At 35.4% G+C, this 18,284-nt stretch carries 19 protein-coding genes and 2 pseudogenes; 8 read left to right on the forward strand and 13 right to left on the reverse strand.

Annotated features, from left to right (window positions below; all coding sequences use genetic code 11):
- Positions 1-3: 3 nt before the first annotated feature.
- The 6 genes from ACLKMH_RS06005 to ACLKMH_RS06030 all read right to left on the reverse strand — a co-directional run bounded on the left by ACLKMH_RS06005 (position 4) and on the right by ACLKMH_RS06030 (position 4,239).
- Positions 4-879 carry a sensor histidine kinase gene (locus ACLKMH_RS06005; RefSeq protein ID WP_413701246.1) on the reverse strand — a complete coding sequence of 292 codons (876 nt, stop codon included), beginning with the start codon at positions 877-879 and terminating at the stop codon, positions 4-6.
- Positions 876-1,190, reverse strand: a complete 315-nt coding sequence (locus ACLKMH_RS06010; RefSeq protein ID WP_413701247.1) for a hypothetical protein — start codon at positions 1,188-1,190, stop codon at positions 876-878. The genes ACLKMH_RS06005 and ACLKMH_RS06010 overlap by 4 nt, the downstream gene beginning before the upstream one ends.
- Positions 1,166-1,456: a hypothetical protein gene (locus ACLKMH_RS06015; protein ID WP_413701248.1), complete on the reverse strand. Its 291-nt coding sequence runs from the start codon at positions 1,454-1,456 to the stop codon at positions 1,166-1,168. The genes ACLKMH_RS06010 and ACLKMH_RS06015 overlap by 25 nt, the downstream gene beginning before the upstream one ends.
- Positions 1,456-2,130: a response regulator transcription factor gene (locus tag ACLKMH_RS06020; protein WP_413701249.1), complete on the reverse strand. Its 675-nt coding sequence runs from the start codon at positions 2,128-2,130 to the stop codon at positions 1,456-1,458. The genes ACLKMH_RS06015 and ACLKMH_RS06020 overlap by 1 nt, the downstream gene beginning before the upstream one ends.
- A 37-nt stretch (positions 2,131-2,167) precedes the next feature.
- On the reverse strand, positions 2,168-2,566 hold the full coding sequence (locus tag ACLKMH_RS06025) for a diacylglycerol kinase (protein WP_413701250.1): 399 nt from the start codon (positions 2,564-2,566) through the stop codon (positions 2,168-2,170).
- 116 nt (positions 2,567-2,682) lie between these two features.
- On the reverse strand, positions 2,683-4,239 hold the full coding sequence (locus ACLKMH_RS06030) for a phosphoethanolamine transferase (RefSeq protein ID WP_413701251.1): 1,557 nt from the start codon (positions 4,237-4,239) through the stop codon (positions 2,683-2,685).
- A gap of 363 nt (positions 4,240-4,602) precedes the next feature.
- Between ACLKMH_RS06030 and ACLKMH_RS06035 the strand changes: the two genes are divergently transcribed.
- The 6 genes from ACLKMH_RS06035 (at position 4,603) to ACLKMH_RS06060 (ending at position 9,851) form a co-directional block, all read left to right on the forward strand.
- On the forward strand, positions 4,603-5,451 hold the full coding sequence (locus tag ACLKMH_RS06035; RefSeq protein WP_413701252.1) for a PAS domain-containing protein: 849 nt from the start codon (positions 4,603-4,605) through the stop codon (positions 5,449-5,451).
- Between the two features lies 1 nt (position 5,452).
- Positions 5,453-7,057, forward strand: coding sequence for an EAL domain-containing protein (locus tag ACLKMH_RS06040; RefSeq protein ID WP_413701253.1), 1,605 nt, complete (start codon positions 5,453-5,455; stop codon positions 7,055-7,057).
- Positions 7,058-7,134: 77 nt separating this feature from the next.
- On the forward strand, positions 7,135-8,157 hold the full coding sequence (locus ACLKMH_RS06045) for an ABC transporter substrate-binding protein (protein WP_413701254.1): 1,023 nt from the start codon (positions 7,135-7,137) through the stop codon (positions 8,155-8,157).
- A gap of 40 nt (positions 8,158-8,197) precedes the next feature.
- Positions 8,198-8,806, forward strand: coding sequence for a hypothetical protein (locus ACLKMH_RS06050; protein ID WP_413701255.1), 609 nt, complete (start codon positions 8,198-8,200; stop codon positions 8,804-8,806).
- Complete coding sequence (locus tag ACLKMH_RS06055; protein WP_413701256.1) at positions 8,803-9,456, forward strand: GGDEF domain-containing protein; 654 nt, start codon at positions 8,803-8,805, stop codon at positions 9,454-9,456. Before ACLKMH_RS06050 ends, ACLKMH_RS06055 begins: the two co-directional genes overlap by 4 nt.
- A 29-nt stretch (positions 9,457-9,485) precedes the next feature.
- Positions 9,486-9,851 carry a sirohydrochlorin chelatase gene (locus ACLKMH_RS06060; protein ID WP_413701257.1) on the forward strand — a complete coding sequence of 122 codons (366 nt, stop codon included), beginning with the start codon at positions 9,486-9,488 and terminating at the stop codon, positions 9,849-9,851.
- A 95-nt stretch (positions 9,852-9,946) separates the two neighbouring features.
- Here ACLKMH_RS06060 and ACLKMH_RS06065 read toward each other — a convergent pair.
- The 6 genes and pseudogenes from ACLKMH_RS06065 to ACLKMH_RS06090 all read right to left on the reverse strand — a co-directional run bounded on the left by ACLKMH_RS06065 (position 9,947) and on the right by ACLKMH_RS06090 (position 15,142).
- Positions 9,947-11,010 (reverse strand): annotated as a pseudogene (locus tag ACLKMH_RS06065) (glycogen synthase).
- 80 nt (positions 11,011-11,090) lie between these two features.
- Positions 11,091-11,414 carry a glycogen/starch synthase gene (locus ACLKMH_RS06070; protein ID WP_413701258.1) on the reverse strand — a complete coding sequence of 108 codons (324 nt, stop codon included), beginning with the start codon at positions 11,412-11,414 and terminating at the stop codon, positions 11,091-11,093.
- A gap of 72 nt (positions 11,415-11,486) precedes the next feature.
- Positions 11,487-12,710, reverse strand: a complete 1,224-nt coding sequence (gene glgC, locus ACLKMH_RS06075; RefSeq protein ID WP_413701259.1) for a glucose-1-phosphate adenylyltransferase — start codon at positions 12,708-12,710, stop codon at positions 11,487-11,489.
- A 27-nt stretch (positions 12,711-12,737) separates the two neighbouring features.
- A complete protein-coding gene (gene glgC / locus ACLKMH_RS06080) occupies positions 12,738-13,961 on the reverse strand; it encodes a glucose-1-phosphate adenylyltransferase (protein ID WP_413701260.1) in 1,224 nt (407 codons plus the stop codon).
- Between the two features lie 134 nt (positions 13,962-14,095).
- Positions 14,096-14,898: pseudogene (locus ACLKMH_RS06085) on the reverse strand (methyltransferase).
- Positions 14,864-15,142 carry a hypothetical protein gene (locus ACLKMH_RS06090; protein ID WP_413701261.1) on the reverse strand — a complete coding sequence of 93 codons (279 nt, stop codon included), beginning with the start codon at positions 15,140-15,142 and terminating at the stop codon, positions 14,864-14,866. The pseudogene ACLKMH_RS06085 and the gene ACLKMH_RS06090 overlap by 35 nt, the downstream one beginning before the upstream one ends.
- A 159-nt stretch (positions 15,143-15,301) precedes the next feature.
- Between ACLKMH_RS06090 and ACLKMH_RS06095 the strand changes: the two genes are divergently transcribed.
- Together ACLKMH_RS06095 and ACLKMH_RS06100 are read left to right on the forward strand one after the other, a co-directional pair.
- Positions 15,302-16,864, forward strand: a complete 1,563-nt coding sequence (locus ACLKMH_RS06095; RefSeq protein WP_413701262.1) for a diguanylate cyclase domain-containing protein — start codon at positions 15,302-15,304, stop codon at positions 16,862-16,864.
- Positions 16,851-17,231 carry an EAL domain-containing protein gene (locus ACLKMH_RS06100; RefSeq protein ID WP_413702270.1) on the forward strand — a complete coding sequence of 127 codons (381 nt, stop codon included), beginning with the start codon at positions 16,851-16,853 and terminating at the stop codon, positions 17,229-17,231. Before ACLKMH_RS06095 ends, ACLKMH_RS06100 begins: the two co-directional genes overlap by 14 nt.
- Positions 17,232-17,258: 27 nt before the next feature.
- Here ACLKMH_RS06100 and ACLKMH_RS06105 read toward each other — a convergent pair whose 3' ends face one another.
- Positions 17,259-18,221, reverse strand: a complete 963-nt coding sequence (locus ACLKMH_RS06105) for a 1-aminocyclopropane-1-carboxylate deaminase/D-cysteine desulfhydrase (RefSeq protein ID WP_413701263.1) — start codon at positions 18,219-18,221, stop codon at positions 17,259-17,261.
- Positions 18,222-18,284 lie beyond the last annotated feature (63 nt).

The following is an 18,284-nucleotide window of genomic DNA, read 5'->3' on the forward strand; positions in this document are numbered from 1 at the left end:
CAATTAAACAGACTGATCACTCGCAATAGGCACTTTAATTTCAAAGGCAATACTGTTTGTTGCAAGTAGTTGTACTTTAAAATCAAAGTTATTCTTATGCGCTATATTACTTACAATTGCCAGCCCTAACCCATGTCGGCTTTGGTCTGTGCGTGATTTTTCAACTTGGAATAACGGCAAGGTCAATTGTTGTAAATCCTCCTCTGAAATATGTTCTGCTATTAAATTTTCGATAGTGATAAGTATATGGCTTGGGTGTTCAGAGTTTTTTGCTACCATTAAATTAATTTTAATATCACTGTGCTGAGGGCTATAAAAAAGAGCATTATCAAGCAAATTCATCAAAATAGTATGTAAAGAAAACTTGTCAGCAAAGCACATTATCTTATCAAGGTGATTGTTGAACTGAATGCGTTGGTATAAGTCCTGGTATTTAAACCTAAGCTCTTCGAAGACTTGCTCTAACATCGTTTTTAAACAGAGGGGTTCTTGGTTTAATTTTATACTGTCAGAATGTGACTGCTGTAATAATAATAAATTAGCTACAATACCCTTCATTTTTAAACTGATATTTAATACATCCCGTTTATAAGTACCACCGATCCGCTCATCCTCAGGGTAACGAATATAAACTTCACTTAAACTGATCAATTCTGCAATAGGTGTTTTTAATTCATGGGCAATATCAGCAGTGATGCGTTTTTCATTTTTAAGGTGTTGCTGATTGAGGTTAATAAACTTTTGTAATTCATTTTTAATGGGTTGAATTTCACGAAAAGATTCAGCGTCAGCAGGAAATTGTATTTCTTTATGCGTGATTGTCGCATTTCTCAAGGACTGATTAAAGGATTGTAAAGGTTGTAAACCTCGGTGAATCACTTTTTTACCGCCCAACGCATAATAAATATGATCAGTACAAGGCCGACCAGAAGGCTGGAATCTATGATAATCAATAAATTATCTAGCTCCTCTGTAGAAATGGCAATGGTCAGTTGAATAGGAGAACTTGCCTCAGAAAATTCAATTCTTTCTTTACTGTCAATTTGTGGCAGAAAAGAAGAAGTCATTATTCTTCCTTCTCGACCATCAGGTAGTAGGCCTGTGTAAAATTTTGAGGTGTTAATGTTTAGCGGTTTATTCTCAAGGTTGATATTGTCAAAGTGTTTTAAGGACTCAGATCGTTCAAGCACCTTTTCAGCTTGCCATAATTGGAAATATTCCCCTGTGTAGGCAAACTGAATTCAGGCATAAATTCCCCTGCAAAATCGAATTCGATGCCATTGGGAGTTTCTTTGACTAAGGTTTTTAAATAATTCGATTTAGTCATTAAACCACTATCAAACTCACTATCAATCCAATTGTCGATGCTAATATCGATGGCGACAAACACCAATATCAAAATACTAGTAACAGTTAAAGTCATTCGATTCGATAGTTGTGAGGTTAAGGACTTCATTATTCCGACTCCACAAAATAGCCAAAACCACGTTTATTTTTGATCGGCAAAGTCGTACCTGCTTGCTTCACTTTTTTCCTGACGGAGGAAATATGCGCTTCAATGGTATTTTTAGATAAATGATCGAATGAACCTACAATCGCTTCACTTATTTGCTCTGCATTTAGGATCTTATTAGGATTTAGAAATAAATACTCGATGATTTTATATTCATTTTTAGTCAGGTTGATATCCTTGCCATCGAAGCTCAATACTTTTTTATTGGCTTCTAAGGCAAGTGGTTCTACAGTGATCAGCTCTGTCGTAGGGGTCAAATTTCCACGGCGAGCTAAACTGATTAAACGTGCTTGTAATTCATCAAAGGAGAAAGGTTTGGTCAGATAATCATCTGCACCTGCCGATAGACCAGCGATTCTATCTTCGGTTTGTGATTTGGCTGACAAGATAATAACTTTAGCTTGGTTATCTAATTTTCGAATGGTTTTTAATAGTGTAATGCCATCAACATTAGGCAACATTAAATCTAACACAATAAAATCATAATCATTACTTAAAGCCATGCTTAGACCTTCAGAGCCATCACCAGTTTCATCAATCGTGTAGCCTAAATGGTCTAACCCGACTCGTATTCCTCGGCGTAATGCTTCGGAATCTTCAATCAGTAATACTTTCATATTTGTCCTTTTTATACTTACTATTTTAAGTAAAGATTTAAGCTGTTAAAACTACAATCCAAGTAATACACGCAATCAGCATACTGATAAATACAAATGCCGAGGAAATATCTTTGGCAAGGCCGGAAAGTTCGTTATATTCAAGGCCAATACGATCAACAACCACCTCAATAGCGGTATTCACAAGTTCAGCAAAGAGAACAAACAATAATGCAGTAATAAGCAGGGCACTTTGTAATGAGCTAATATTAGCTAATAACGCATATAGGGTTAATGGTATAAATAAAATCAGTTCCTGTTGAAAAGCCGCTTCATTTTTACACATCCACTTTAAGCCATTAAAGCTATGTTGGCAGGTAAAAATAAGTCGCATAATGCCAGTACGTTTAACCACTTCCTTAGTGTTTTCGACTGTTTTATTAGTGACTTTATTCATGATTAATCCCTGTTATTTTACAGTTATTCATTAAATCGAGCGCTTCATTCTTTATTGTTGTTTTGACATTGTATAGTCCTAACAAAGTATGAAATAAATTATCATGGGAAAATGATTCATTTTTGGCATTTTCTTCGAGGCATAGGCGATCGATATTTTGTGCTTCTAAGGTATTGCTTTGGTAACCACATAAACCAGGGCACTTGAGTTTGTTCTTGGGGCGCAAGCGCATAGGGGGTACCGTGTAAATAGAGGCCGTTTTCACCGAGTGATTCGCCATGATCGGAAAGATACAGCATAGCGACATTATATTGCTCAGAATAATCCTGCAATCGAGCAATGACCAAAGACAAAATATAATCGGTATAGACTAAGGTATTATCATACACATTAACGATTTCTTGGTCGTTACAATTCTCAATATCGCTACGTCGGCAAGCGGGTGTAAACACTTCTTTATCTTTAGGGTAACGATTCCAATAAGTAGGGCCGTGACTCCCCATCGTATGTAATGTAATTAAATGATGCTTTGGGGGAGCACTTTCTAATGAACCTATTTGTTGCTTAAGGTGTGCTGTTAACTGCTCAATTAAAACTTCATCATAGCAACTGTTACTATCGCATAATGGATTACTTTTATTCTTTGATATTTCATGTTTAGTAATATTTTTGGCAATTCCCTTATCGCCACCATCATTTTCAAACCAAGTGATATCAACTTTTGCATGGGATAATACATCAAGAATATTATCTTGAGCATTGGCTTTTTCTCGATTGTATTCACTGCGAGACAAGCTTGAAAACATACAAGGTACAGAATGCGCAGTGGCAGTGCCACAGGATGCAACCTTTTGTAAGGAAATGATCCCTTGATCTTGGGTATATGGATTTGTATTACGTGGGTAACCGTTATACGCCATATTTTGTGAGCGTGCGGTTTCACCAAGAACAAGTACTAACAAGGTAGGTTTCTCGTTATTTGCGACACTTATCGTCGCATCTAACCCTTGCTGTTTATAGGGTAGGGGCGTGCTTAAATAACGTTTGTTAAGGTATTTCACTGAATTGTAAAAATGCGCAGGATTAATCATCTTATTGAGATATTTATTATTTCTACCAACCGAGGCGTAATCCTTATAAAAAAATAAAGCCAGTAGCACAATAATCACAACACCGATTAGCATTAAAACAACTCGTCGAAAAAGTCCAATGTACCAAGATGAAGGGGCAATAATTTCAACATTAAATAACCAAATCGCAGGTAAAACGCCTAGTATTAGTACCGCCAAAATAGATTGCGCATTGAGATAAGAGAAAGCTTCTCCTGGATTTGTTTCAAATATATTTTCAATCATGGAATAATCAAAAACGATTTGGTATTGCAAGCTTGCATACATCGCGCTAGCAGAAGTTATGAGCAAAAAAATCATAAAGGGTTTAAAGATCCTGCCAGAAACAAAACTATAAATCAGGCTGAAAATGATGACAAAACAAGCGGTTAATAATAACGTAGGCGTTAATGAAAATAGGAAATGACTGTCTCCAGCAAGTTGGTAAATTCTTTGGCTAAAAGGCAAGTTAAGCACGCTAGCAAAATAAACCGCCAATAATGAAATGATAGTTTCAGGGCTAAGTCGATTAACTGTTAAAAATAGTTTTTGGTACGTTTTCATCTCTGTTTTCCAATATGGGACATAACAGAGATAGTGGCAAAGTTAACTTAAGAAACGCTTAAGTTAGACTGAAAGGTTGTTTTCAAGGTTTAATTTCCAATATTGGAGAAAATGTTCATTGATATTAAAATTGATATCAATCGATAAAAGATCAAACCCTTATGATTCATAAAGAAAAAGTGTTATTTCTGGTAGATAAAAATCACACTGTGATCCTGGTGGATTTATTTCATACTAATTCACTCAGAAATGACTGATGAAAGTAAAATTAAGGTGGTTTTTTTGAAAATCTGGTCAATACTTATTTAAACAGATTTTTTGGTGTGATCTGTTGGTTAATATTTGTTAGGTGATATTTATTTTATGCAAAAATCTCAGACTCATCCTGAAACAGAAATGGAAAATATGGTGTTCCATTGGCAATTCGATCTTAAAAGCGGGTTGTTTACATGCGATGATGAATTGAGCCAGCTTTTAAACCCAGGGAAAAGTAAGTTCACCCTGCCACAGTTATTCTCTGTTTTTGACCGACGTAGAGTCGGTGAAATTAAAGTAAATTTTAAAGAGGTCATCGATAATCATAGTCTCTTTTCTACTTCAATTTTAATTAATATTACAGATAAACGTTTCCTCGTTAATCTGAGTTTTGAACATGCTGAAAATAAAACTAATGTTATTAACGGTAAAATCGCTTTTTTAGTCGAATTTCCTAGTATTGATGAAGAAGATGAATTAGTTAAAGTGCTATTTAATCGCGCTAGCAATGCCATTTTGATCACCGATAAAAACCTCATCATCATTAAAGCTAATGAGCAGTTATTAAGACATTCAGGCTATCAACATGAAGAGTTGATAGGTCAACATCTTAGTTTGCTTAGTTCTGAGCAATATACTAAAGAGTTTTACCAAAAATTATGGAATATAGTTGATACTGAAAAATTCTGGACAGGAGAGTTATTAGCTAAGAATAAAAAAGGTGAAATAGGTGCACATGATGTAAAAATGCTACGCATTGAGCTGTCTCCAAATAACCATTTTTATATGGCTGAATCGAAAAAACTTGATTTTTCTACTCAATTTCTAGCCAGTGACCCCTTAGATGCTCGATTAAATAAAAATAACTTATTATCTAAAGAAGAGTTCACTCAAAAAGTGGATGAACAATTTAAATTGCTTACTAAAAATGAAACCATTGTAACAGTCTGCCTTTAAAGTGACGCTTCTACAAAAAGTCAGTGAGTCGATGTTAAAGTGGTTAATTGCACAACGTTTTATTGAATCTAAACATATAGGTACCCTAGGTGAAATAAGCAATGATATGTTTATTGGCATGTGGGTTGTTGAAAAGAACGCAGATAAAGTGAATGCGTTGTTACAGAATATGTTAAAGGTTTTAAGTGGTGGCAATCAAGCGAATGAGTTAGATCTTATTTCAATTATTAATATGGGAGCATCTGTACTTTCTGTGGATGCCAAAAGCACCCAACAATTGATAACTCATAGCGTACAAATTTTAATTACTAGTCCAAATAAAAATGAATCTGTCATCAATTATTTTGATCCTCGACTTTCGAAGCGATTTAATAAAAGAACAACGCTCTCAAAGCTATTATATAAAGCATTATTAGCAGAAAAAATTGAAGTATATTATCAGCCAATAGCTGATATTGAAAAAATGTGTATTGTGAAATTTGAAGCATTGATGCGTATTAACTTAGATACAGAGATTACCTACAATACTCAAGAGCTTATCGAAATAGCGGAACAATATGGCTGGGTTGATAAAATTGATATGATGGTAACTAAAATTGCACTGCAAGATATTAAAAAAATTCGTAAGCATTACCTCAAGGACGATATTGGCATTACCATTAATCGTTCCCTTTCAAATGATAAAGTGTCTAATTGTTGTCTAGAAGATACGTTAAAATTATTGGTTAAATCTGAAACTGATCTTAACCTGGTTACCATCGAACTCACAGAGTCTGCATTATTCGAAAACCTTGATAGACAGCGAACCTGGGTTGAAAAATTAAGAAAGTTAGGTGTTAGTGTTGCTTTAGATGATTTTGGAACGGGTTATTCTTCATTTACTTACCTTAATAAATTACCCGTTAATATCGTTAAAATAGACAGGTCATTTGTTACTAATATTACTTTAAATAGTAATGAATATATGATGATTGAAATGTTATGTCGTTTGACCCATAAGATGGGCGGTAAAGTCATAGCAGAAGGTATTGAAACAGAAGAGGAATTGCTTTTAATTTCTCGAGCAAAAGTAGATATGTTACAGGGATACCTTTTCAGTAAACCAATCAGCCTTAAACAAATTATTAGTGGGCCAAGAAACCCGGTCAAAGCAGAATTATTAGATATGTGTTATCAACAACAATATGCCTTTGCTAATGGGGTGATGAATGAAGAGTTTTATTCCATTGCTTCGGATGAAAGGTTATTAGAAGCTAAGGAAGCTTTCGCAGAGTATGACACTGATTATTTGGTTGTATTAGAGAAAAGGCGTTGTGTTGGTGTTTTAGCAAGGTCAGAGTTAAATAAAGCTTTGAGTCCTTATCTTGGAACTAAAAGTGAACAAAAACGAGATTTATTAACACTAGAAAAACGTATTCACCAAGTGATGCGCAAGGAAATATTTACTTTTAAGGAAAACACCCCTGTAGAAGAGATAGAAAAAACCTTATTAGAAAATACTAATGAGGTGATCATCATACATAACGATTTAAAACATTGTGTGGGCATTATTACTGCGAACATTATGTTTAATCATAAGTACAACGATGAGAAAGAAAATAACTAATAGCTTAACCTAAGTTATCAATAATATCCCCTAATCAATAGGCTTAATTAGCGATTAACAATAAGAAGGGTGTAAAGATGAAGTGGACAAAAGTTGTTATCGCATTAGGGATGGTTGGTATTGTCCTATTGGCTTATCAGTACAAGACTAATAACTTGGCTCATAATAAACCTACCATTACTATGGCTGTATCTAAAACGCCATTATCTGCGCCTATATACATTGCTGAGTCCCTTGGTTTTTTCAAACAATCCTGTGTCAATGTTGTCATTGATGATGTGATTGGGGGCAAAAATAGTTTTGATCAAGTTATGTTAGGCAATGCTGATTTTGGTACAAGTTCTAATTCGGTTATTGTTTTTCAAAGTATGTATCACAGCGATTTTGTAACCTTGGCAAACTTTGCTCAGTCCGATAATGATGTAAAACTGATCACTCATTTAAATATGCAAGCAAACCAAAATATAAACGCTGATATAAAAACAAATACTGATGCGATTAGTATGCTTGGCAAGCGTATTGGTGTGACAAGTGGCTCTGCAGGCGAATATCTATTAAGCACATACTTAGCCTTAATAGGATTAACAATTCATGATGTTGAAGTGCTTTCCTACTCCCCTGAAAAACTTCCCCAAGCTTTACTTAATAAAGATGTTGATATGATTGTTGCCTGGGAACCCTATGCATATGATACTTTGCAGATGTTAAAAAATGATGTGAAAGTAATTAATACAAAAAACTTAAATACATTAATGTTTAACCTTATTTCTCATCCTATAGATAGCGACGCAAAATTAGAACAAGCCACCTGTGTTTTAGATGCGCTAAATAATGCGATTAATTATATTGCTACTAACCCTGAGAGTTCTCGACAAATCATCGCAACCCGTCTTAAGGAAGATCCTCAGTTTATTGATTGGGTTTGGACAGATTACATTTTTAAATTGAGCTTAAACCGTTCTTTATTAATGAATTTAAAATCACAGGGGATATGGATGATTGATTCAGAGCTGGTCGAAGTCAATAATTTACCTGATTATAAAATGCTATTAGATGAAAGGGCCTTAAAAACAGTTAATCCGATGGCTGTGCGATTATGACTTATAAACACATTATCAGTGTAAAAATGAGGAATGAATAATGGGATTAATACAGCGATTATACCTATTTACCATTACTGGTTTTGTGCTTGTAATGATTGTTTTTTCGCTAATATTTTGGTTCTTAAATGCGTTAAATAGTGCCATGGAAAAGGTTGATTATACACAGCAAGTCGGTGAGGTAGTAGATCAACTACAGTTACATATATTTGAAAAAAAGCTTAATTTAGCTTATCCCGATACTAATGACTGGTTAACAGATCAAGAGCGTTTCCTAGAAATAGTTGAAGTCGCCCCATTACTCAGTCCATCACAACAAACACTTCAAAATAGTATTATCAATCAAAATGCTAGTTTAATTATTTTATTTAAACAAATTCAACAAGTGTCGCAACAATTTCCTAAAAGTAAGATTGAGTCGCACCTAAATACGCGTTTATTGGCACAAATAGAAGTGATTAGAGAAGATTGTTTAGAGCTTGTTGCCAATGCTGACCAGTCATTACGTCAAGTAATGAGGAAGTTATTCTATTTAATCGCTTTTATTCTTGTTGTGACAGCCTGTGGATTGACTTGGGGGGCATTTCAGTTGGACGGGTCTTTAAATCCTCAATTAGAGAGATCCAGCAAGGGATTAATGAAATTATGAATGGCCATTATACGGAAATTCAACTTTCGCAAAAGAGCTCTGAGTTTAGTGATTTTGTTGAAAAATTTAATGCTATGAGTAAACAGTTATCGGAAACCACAGTATCTAGGAACCAGTTACAAAGAATCGTGGCGGAACGTACGGAAGCATTACGATTAATTTCTAATACTGATCCGCTGACCAATATTGCTAATAGGCGATTTTTATATGAAAAGGGAGAAATAGAGCTGACACGTAACCAGCGCTATAACACTTCACTTGCACTATTAATGATTGATTGTGATTTTTTTAAAAAAGTGAATGATACTTATGGTCACTTAATTGGCGATAAGGTATTGCAACACCTTTGTCGAACCTTTGAAAAGGTGATACGAAGTATCGACTTCTTAGCCCGTTATGGTGGTGAAGAATTTGTTATTTTATTACCAAATAGTAACCAAGTGGGGGCAATTGAAATGGCAAAGCGCATTCAGCAAACGTTAAAAAATAGCCCTTTAGTTGTCGATGAGTTAAGTTTGAGTGTTACTATTAGTATTGGTATTGCGATTACTGATGATCCGTCTACCACCTTTGAAGGTTTATTAGATGAGGCAGATCATGCATTATTTTTGGCTAAAAAGAATGGTCGTGATAGATTTGAAATAGCCTAAATAGTAATTAAAAATTGATAAGGAATTAAATGAAAGCATTAATTGTGGTTGCACATGGTAGCCGAAGAAAACAATCGAATGAAGAAGTTGTATCATTAATTGAAAAAATTAAAGCAACTAATATCGAAGGGTATGACAGTTTTCACGCGAGTTTTTTAGAGTTAGCAACACCGAGTATTACAGATACCATTGAAGCTTGCGTTAATGATGGTGTGACATCCATTGTCTTGCTACCTTATTTCCTAAATTCAGGTACGCATGTGGTTAATGATATTCCTAGTATTGTTAATCAAGCGAAATTAAATTACCCGACTTTAGATATTCATATGACAAAACATATTGGCGCTTCAGACTTGATGATGGATTTAATTTTGTCATTGTCTGAAAACAAATAGAATTGGCTATAATCTAAATTAAGCACTTAATAAATAAAAACGCCCCTAAAATTGTTTTTAGGGGCGTTTTTATTTTAAACAATCAATGCATATGTTTATGGTAATGACCTAGCGTCTGCGTAATACAAATGTTGATAATGTTTCGCGCTATCTGACCAATAAAAATGAGAGCGCATTGCTTGTATTTTTAGGCGTAACATTTCCTCTGGGTGCTCGATGTAAAGTAGCAAAGCGCGCCTCAACAGATTCAGTAATTGGTTAGGATTAGTTTCATAAAAAACAAAACCGTTAGCGTTGTCTCTATCTAACTCGTAATCAAGTACTGTATCTTTTAGCCCTCCGACTGCTCTTACAATAGGTAAAGTACCATAGGCAAGACTGTATAATTGATTTAAACCACAGGGTTCAAAGATAGAAGGCATAACAAAAAAGTCTGCACCAGCTTCGATTAGATGTGATAATTTATTGCTATAAGTATCTATAAATTTAAATTTATCAGGATAGCGAGCCATAATGGCATTAAGTTGTCCGGTAATGGCTGGATCACCAGAGCCCACAATCACTAACTGTAAATTGTGTTTTAATAATCTACTTAAGATCGGAATAAGAAGCCCAAAACCTTTTTGCTCTGTTAAACGGCACACCATGCCAAAAATAGGATTGTCCGAAGTTGGTAAGCCGGTCTCCTTTTGCAGTGCTGTTTTACAGATAGCTTTGCCACTTAAATCGTCGGCGCTATAATTTGCGGGAATATATTTATCTGTTTCTGGGTTCCAATCATTGTAATCACAACCGTTTAATATGCCCTCAAAATCATTAATACGAGAGATAAAGTGATGTGACATACCATGTGAGCCGAGTTGTGTTAATAACTCACTCGCATAATTTGGACTAACGGTATTAATTTTATCACTGTAAGTTAGGCCAACTTTTAAATAATTAATGTAGTTGTAGTTTTCCAATACACGTTCATCTAAACAGCTACTGACTTCTGGAATAAGATTGAGTTGAGACTTATCAAATATGCCTTGATAGCAGGCATTGTGAGTTGTAAATACGGTTTTAGTATGTTCAAAGTAATAGTTTTCTTCGAAGCGCGTTTTTAATAGGTAGGGATAAGTCCTGTATGCCAATCATTACAATGAATGATATCGGGAATAAAATGATCTGCTTCGCAGGTTTGTAATCGTCGCTAAGCAAAAGAAAGCAAAACGTTCACCATTATCTTGATAAGCATGGTTATCTTCGCCGTATAAAGTCTGCTCGATCAAAGTAGTGAGCATTATCAATCGCTAAAACGGGAATATGATTAAGCTGAAGTTGTTGTACTTTGAAATGAATATCTGGACGTGAAAAATCAGTATTTAGAGTTAAATCAAATTTTTCATGAGCATGTTCTCTTTGCTCCATGGTGCGATAAAAAGGAGTGATGATCTTAACTTCATGGCCTAAATTTCTTAATTCAATTGGTAAGGCTTTAGCAACATCTGCAAGGCCACCTGTTTTTGAAAAATCTTCAACTTCTGAAGATACAAAAAGAATTTTTAATTTACGATGATCCAAGGGAAACTCCTTAAATAAAAAAAGCCACAGCAAACTGTGGCTTAATTGTTTGCTTGTAAATTGCTTGGCTATTTAAAAACCTATTCTAGCACCTTTAGGAATAACAACGATACCTTCATCTGAAACAGTGAATCGTTTTCTATCTTCTTCTAGGTTTACACCAATCTGAACATTATCGGCGATCCGTACATCTTTATCGACAATTACTTTTGTCAAAATACAGTTACTGCCAATTTTTGTATCACCTAATAGTACTGAAGCATAAATATTAGTATTAGCACGCACTGCACAGTTAAAGCCTAGCACAGATTTTTTAATCGTCGCGCCAGAAATATAACAACCATCAGAAATAAGCGATTTACGAATAGTACAAATAAATTGATCACTATTACGGAAACTTGCTGGTGGTAAGGCTGGGTAATGTGTGTGCATTGGCCATTTACGGTTGTATAAAGAAATTGGTGGCTCAGATTTGATTAAATCCATATTGGCTTCCCAATAAGACTCAATAGTTCCTACATCGCGCCAATAGGTTTCGCCATTTTCATCAGGAATAGTATTAGTAGTGAAATCGTAAACAAATACTTTTCCTTGAGGGTAAAGTTGCGGAATAATATCTTTACCAAAATCATGGCTAGAATTTTCATCGGTCGCATCTCGAATAAGCTCTGCCTGTAACTCTGTAGAATTGAATACATAGTTACCCATAGAAGCTAAAACATGGTCTGGATCACCTGGAATTGTTTTAGCGTCTTCCACGGATGGTTTTTCTGCAAAACCGATCATACGTCCTTCATCATCAACTTCAATAATACCAAAGTGATAAGCCTGTTCTTTAGGTAAGCGAATTGCAGAAACCGTTAATACTGCTTGTTTTTCTTCATGAAAAGCAATTTTTTGCTGGATATCCATTTTGTAGATATGATCACTACCAAAAATACAAATTAAGTCTGCTTCATCAGATTCGATAAATTGTAAATTTTGGTATATCGCATCAGCTGTACCACTATACCAATGCTTTCCGGTACGCATTTGTGCAGGAATAGCATCAATAAAAGTATCCGTAATGCTATTTAATCCCCAAGCTTTATTTAAATGTTGATTGAGGGATTGTGATTTAAACTGTGTTAATACATAAATTCTTAATAATGAAGAATTCACAAAATTGTTTAACACACAATCTACTAAACGATAACTGCCTCCAAAGGAAACAGAGGGTTTAGTACGAGACTGTGTTAAAGGGTAAAGTCGCGAGCCTTCTCCGCCCGCTAAAATCATAGATAGAACTTTTGCCATATTAAAACCTATATTAAGTAGTGGGGATTAAAAACCAACTTTCATACCTTTTCCGATAACAACAACACCGTTATCTGAAACAGTAAAGTGTTTACGATCTTCTTCAAGGTTTTCACCAATCACTGTGCCTGGCGCAATTTCAACATCTTTATCAAGGATCACTTTGTTAAGACGTGCTCCGGCACCTACTTTTGCATTGCCTAAAAATACACATCCTTTTACCACAACACCGCCGCATAAATGGCTTCGAAAACCTAGTACTGAGTTTTCAATTTTTGCACCATTGATATATGAACCAGCACCAATTGATGAATTTGAAACATCACTAACAGTGTCTCCACTGTCTCGGAATGTCGCTGGTGGTAATGGAGGGTGGTAAGTATGCAAAGGCCAGTTTCTGTTATACAAAGAAAATGGTGCATTATCAGCAATCAAATCCATATGTGCATCCCAGTATGAATCGATGGTACCCACATCTCGCCAATAAGCGACTTCTGGCTCATTTTCAATGTGGTTATCACTTAATTTATAAATGAAAACATCTCCTTTGGGATAAAGCTTGGAGATAATGTCATTACCAAAGTCATGGCTAGAGTTTTCATCTTTTGCATCTTCATACAATTCTTTTAATAACACATCGGATTTAAAAATGTAGTTGCCCATAGAGGCAAGCACATGATCGGGGTCGCCAGGAATTGTTTTTGCTTCTTCGACAGAAGGTTTTTCAGCAAAACCTATCATGCGACCTTCTTCATCAATTTCAATAATGCCAAAATGATAAGCTTGAGATTTTTGAACGCGAATGGTCGCAACGGTTAATGAACCCGCTTTTTGTTGGTGGAATTCCACCATTTGTTGTACATCCATTTTATAGATATGGTCACTGCCAAAAATACAAACGTGTTCAGGTTGGGTTTTTTCAATAAAGCTAGCGTTTTGATAAATTGCATCAGCGGTGCCGACATACCAGTTTTTATTAACACGTTGCTGTGCAGGAATTGCTTCTATAAATCTGCTTGATATGCCAGATAGTCTCCACGCTTTACGAAGGTGAATATTTAATGATTGTGATTTAAATTGAGTTAAAACATATATTTTCATTAAATCTGCATTAACAAAATTATTTAATGCAAAGTCAACAAGGCGGTAATTACCACCAAAAGGTACTGCAGGTTTTGTTCTTGTTGAAGTGAGTGGGTAAAGACGTGAGCCTTCACCGCCAGCAAGAATCATTGCAAGAATGCCAGACATAAATGTCTCCATATTAAAGGGAAATAGGAGGTATTAATTTTTTAATTAATCGTGTTTGCAACTTAATTCATATGAAGCTTTAAAACAGTAACAAGAAAGGCAAAAAATTAATAGCTCAGAGATAAATAGTTTGATTAATTAGTGAGGCATGTCAACACTTTGAACTTGTTGTTTTCCTTAGACGTGACAAGGTTTGAATAGCTCGCATTTAATAAGGGTTCATAGCGTAAAAACTTGTTTGCAACTAATGTAAGAACACCTTTAGATTTTAAATAGTTTTTGGATTGCTTTATAAATGTTTCAGCGACCACATAGTCAGTTTTTTGACCTGAATGAAAGGGGGATTGGATAATAAAGTATTATATTTTTTATCCACATTAGAAAATACATTTGAGGCAAAAACCTGTGCATTAAGGCCATTTTTTTGAATTGATAATTTTGCACTTGCTAAGGCATAGGCGTTAATATCAATCATATCAACAGCCAAATCAGGATAACATTTTTGCATATAACAACCAATCACGCCTGCACCACAACCAAAGTCGAGTAATGAGCCTGTTAATTTTTTAGGTAAGTTTTGTAATAATAATTCAGTACCTTTATCCAGTTCACCATGACTAAATACACCGGGTAATGAGCAAATTTGTAGAGTGGTATTATTAACTTGAATTGTGTAGGTTTGTATCCAATCGCTTTGTTTAAATGCGCTAACAGGATGACTTAATTCACAATATAGTAATGAGCAATGTCGAGCAGAGTCTAGTGTATTAATATTATCAGAGTAAGGTTTTAATAAAGAATTAGCGCTCTTGATACCACATTTCTTTTCGCCAACCAAAATGATAGGCGCGCCTTGTTCTATATGAGGGACTAGGTTTGCTAATAGGTATTGCGACTCTTTTTTAGCTTTTGGGATATAAATCAGCAACGAGGTCAAATGTATCTGTCCCCTGATAATTATCGGTAAAAATACTGGTTGATGTCGTTAATTGCTCATCAACAGCAATAAAATGGCGATAATCATTAAAACAGAATGTACTATTATGAGCTAGGGATTGTAAATGAACAGGGTAGCTATCATCTATATTGCCAGCAACGAGAATGTTTTTACCTTGAAATAGAGTTTCGTTACGTTGTAACAGTTGACTTGGGTTTGAATATGTTGCATTTGTGACTGACATTAAGCCTTCCTATTTTTTACTTTATATGCGTTCATGGTATTGTATACCCGTTATCATTTAAGATGCAAAATGCTTCTTGATTGAAAATAGTCACACCCACATCAAATGGAATTTTGATTAAAATTCAAGACGTTGTTCAAAGGAATTGATAGACATTAAATGAAATTTACGGATAAATTTACTTTCATTACTGTGACAGTTGCACTGAGCTGTATTGCGCTTATTTTAGTTGGGGTGTTTTTTAGCCTGCGTTCATTGTCTCATCAATTGCATCAGAATCGAGTTGATAGTATTGCTCAAGTGATTGAAGCGCAACTGGATAAACATGTAGAGGATCAACCCTTTGATGTGTGGCTACCTGATCTTCTAGATGCCGCTGGCATAGTGCGCTTACAGGTTACTAAAGACGGTAAAACATTGTTTAAAAACTTTGATGAAGAGCGAACCTTCTTTCCAGAGAATCTGCTTTTACGACATGAGTATAGCCTAGTTCGACACCCTGATACTGCACTTGTTATCTTTACAAAAAAACATTTTGAAAGGTTAACCTTTTCATTTTCGGCATTAATTGGTGTCGGAGTCGCAATTCTGTTTAGTTTATTATTATTAATGTTTTCCATTTATTGGATTAAAAAACACTTCAGAGGGGCTGAATTATTAGAAAAACGAGCTCAATATATTTTACAAAATAATCCCACCGCTCGATTTGCGCGGGAAGATGAGTGGCCGAAGCAAGCCAGTAAAGCATTAGATATGCTGAATAAAAAACTAGACGAATGTAAAAAAGAGCGTAGTTTTTTTGATGCTCATATTCGAGAGCAAGCCTTTTTAGATGAAACAACGGGTATAGGGAATCGATTAGCTTTTGAAAATCAATTAAATGCGACTGCTTTGGATAGCAGTTTACTATCAAGTTCGTTATTGCTAATTACTTTCTCTGATTTAGAAGCAATACAAGAGAAATATGATGAGACAAAACGTCATGCTTTATTACTGCAAATCACTGAGTTATTAAGTAAGTTTGTTAGTCGTTTCGATGATCCCTTTTACGGACGTATTGCCAAATCAGAATTTGTTTTAATTCTACCGCAAATGTCCTATGAAGAAACTAAGGTTGCTTCAAAACTACTCACAAAATTATTACTTAAATTACCCTTGCCGGAAGGCTTTTCTACTGAAGATTTTTTCTATATTGGCGTAGTTAATTTTTATTGTGGAGAAAAACCTCTGGTTATTATGGATGATTTGAATCGAGCCGCTACGGTTGCTAAACATCAAAAAATAAGTGGCTGGTTTCTCGCGGATCAAGACAGTAAACATACTAGTTTATCAAAAGGCACGGTTAGGTGGCGCTCACTACTAGAGGGCGTTTTAGCCGAGGATAGTCTGTTGCTTTATCAACAGAACTTGATTCATCGGGATGGTAATAGGGAACTATATTCAGAATTATGGCCACGTATTATTGGTTATGATGGTGAAGTTATTTCAGCCGGCGTTTTTCTGCCGATGGCTGAAAAGTGTGGCCTGCAAAAACGATTTGATGTGTTGGTGTTAGAAAAGACTTTAGCGCTATTAGTATTAAGGGGAGAGTCTTGTTTACCGATTGCGATCAATTTAAGTAATGGCATTTTAATGGATAAACCGCGTATGCAATGGCTTGTGTATGAATTGATGCAATTATCGCGTTCATTAAGGCAGACATCTGATTATCGAAGTATCTGAACACTTACTAAAAGATAATTATAGTGCATTACGTAGTGCTCTCATTGCTTTACAAAAACTAGGTTGTAAAATCGCTATTGATAATGTCGGACGCTCGATTGTTAATACGGGGTATATCGTTGATTTTTCAATTGATTATCTTAAACTCCATCCTGGCTTAGTACGTGATATTCATCTTCGCACTACAAATCAAATCGCCTTACAAAGTTTAATCGCGAGCTGTTTAAATAGTTCAGCCAAAGTTATTGCGGTAAGTATTGAAGATGAAGAAGAATGGAAATGTTTGTTGAAATTAGGTGTTTTTGCAGGGCAGGGAGCGTTATTTTCAACCCCGCAATTGCTGACCGCCGATTGCTTTGAAGAATAATTCCTGATCCAACAAGCTAAAATAAATCTAATGGGGCTTATTGAGCCCCTGTAAACCTTGCAAACCGCCGGTATGTAATGCCACGATATTATCACCATCATTAAAATAGTCCTGTTTGATCAGTTCAAACAGTGCGTAGAACATTTTGCCCGTATAAATAGGCTCAATAGGAATGCCACACTCGGATTCAAACTGTGAACAAAAATCACCTAATTCAGGTGATACTTTTGCATAACCTCCACCATGAAATTGAGTTAATAATTGCCAATCATTGACACTGGATTGATTTGCTTGTCCAAGTAAATGATCAATATTGGTCAATAAATAATCCGCTTGTTTTAATACAGCAATACCCGTAATACGTGTTGAGTTTTTCTGTTGATTGTTTGAAAAACCTGCAATCAGTCCAGCTAAAGTGCCACCACTACCTGTGGCTGTGAAAATATGGTCTATTCTTTTTACAGATTGTTGCATTAGTTCGTCGCATAGCTCCATAACGCCAGGAATCGCAAATGGGCTACTGCCTCCCTCTGGGATGATTAAAGCCTCAGGGAATTTATCCTGTAGCCTTTGTAAATATTGTGGCTCTTCACGTTGTCTATATTCTTGGCGAGAAACAAAGTGAAGATGCATTCCCCATTGTTGCGCCTGTTTCAAGGTTGGGTTATTGGCATAATGAGGTTCGCCACGAATAATGGCTGAGGTTTCAAAACCGAAGTAATGGCCAGCAGCTGCGAGCGCATGAATATGATTTGAATAGGCTCCACCAAAACTAACGAGGTGATTTATTCCCTGTTTTCTGGCTTCGATAAGATTAAATTTTAATTTTCGCCATTTGTTGCCTGAAATATCTGCATGTAATAGGTCATCTCGCTTGACGCTAAGGCTGATGTTCTTTGACTGCAACAGAGGATGATTCAATTCCTGTAGCGGAGAGGGAGAAATCAACAATTGTAGTTGCTGGGAAAGTTGTGAGAGAGATTTATCCACTATTTTTTGCCTTGCTTAATATATTTCAACAAATAAAATGATATTTTATCGGGTTATCGCATA

The organism is Psychromonas sp. KJ10-10, assembly GCF_047323245.1.
Classification (GTDB): Bacteria; Pseudomonadota; Gammaproteobacteria; order Enterobacterales; family Psychromonadaceae; genus Psychromonas.

What these genes read in the sequence shown, in the direction of transcription:
- ACLKMH_RS06050 (WP_413701255.1), top strand. Translation starts at nt 8,198, where the DNA reads ATGGGATTAATACAGCGATTATACCTATTTACCATTACTGGTTTTGTG.
- ACLKMH_RS06025 (WP_413701250.1), bottom strand. Translation starts at nt 2,566, where the DNA reads ATGAATAAAGTCACTAATAAAACAGTCGAAAACACTAAGGAAGTGGTT.
- ACLKMH_RS06030 (WP_413701251.1), bottom strand. Translation starts at nt 4,239, where the DNA reads ATGAAAACGTACCAAAAACTATTTTTAACAGTTAATCGACTTAGCCCT.
- ACLKMH_RS06095 (WP_413701262.1), top strand. Translation starts at nt 15,302, where the DNA reads ATGAAATTTACGGATAAATTTACTTTCATTACTGTGACAGTTGCACTG.
- ACLKMH_RS06055 (WP_413701256.1), top strand. Translation starts at nt 8,803, where the DNA reads ATGAATGGCCATTATACGGAAATTCAACTTTCGCAAAAGAGCTCTGAG.
- ACLKMH_RS06035 (WP_413701252.1), top strand. Translation starts at nt 4,603, where the DNA reads ATGCAAAAATCTCAGACTCATCCTGAAACAGAAATGGAAAATATGGTG.
- glgC (WP_413701259.1), bottom strand. Translation starts at nt 12,710, where the DNA reads ATGGCAAAAGTTCTATCTATGATTTTAGCGGGCGGAGAAGGCTCGCGA.
- ACLKMH_RS06090 (WP_413701261.1), bottom strand. Translation starts at nt 15,142, where the DNA reads ATGTCAGTCACAAATGCAACATATTCAAACCCAAGTCAACTGTTACAA.
- ACLKMH_RS06015 (WP_413701248.1), bottom strand. Translation starts at nt 1,456, where the DNA reads ATGAAGTCCTTAACCTCACAACTATCGAATCGAATGACTTTAACTGTT.
- glgC (WP_413701260.1), bottom strand. Translation starts at nt 13,961, where the DNA reads ATGTCTGGCATTCTTGCAATGATTCTTGCTGGCGGTGAAGGCTCACGT.
- ACLKMH_RS06020 (WP_413701249.1), bottom strand. Translation starts at nt 2,130, where the DNA reads ATGAAAGTATTACTGATTGAAGATTCCGAAGCATTACGCCGAGGAATA.
- ACLKMH_RS06060 (WP_413701257.1), top strand. Translation starts at nt 9,486, where the DNA reads ATGAAAGCATTAATTGTGGTTGCACATGGTAGCCGAAGAAAACAATCG.
- ACLKMH_RS06045 (WP_413701254.1), top strand. Translation starts at nt 7,135, where the DNA reads ATGAAGTGGACAAAAGTTGTTATCGCATTAGGGATGGTTGGTATTGTC.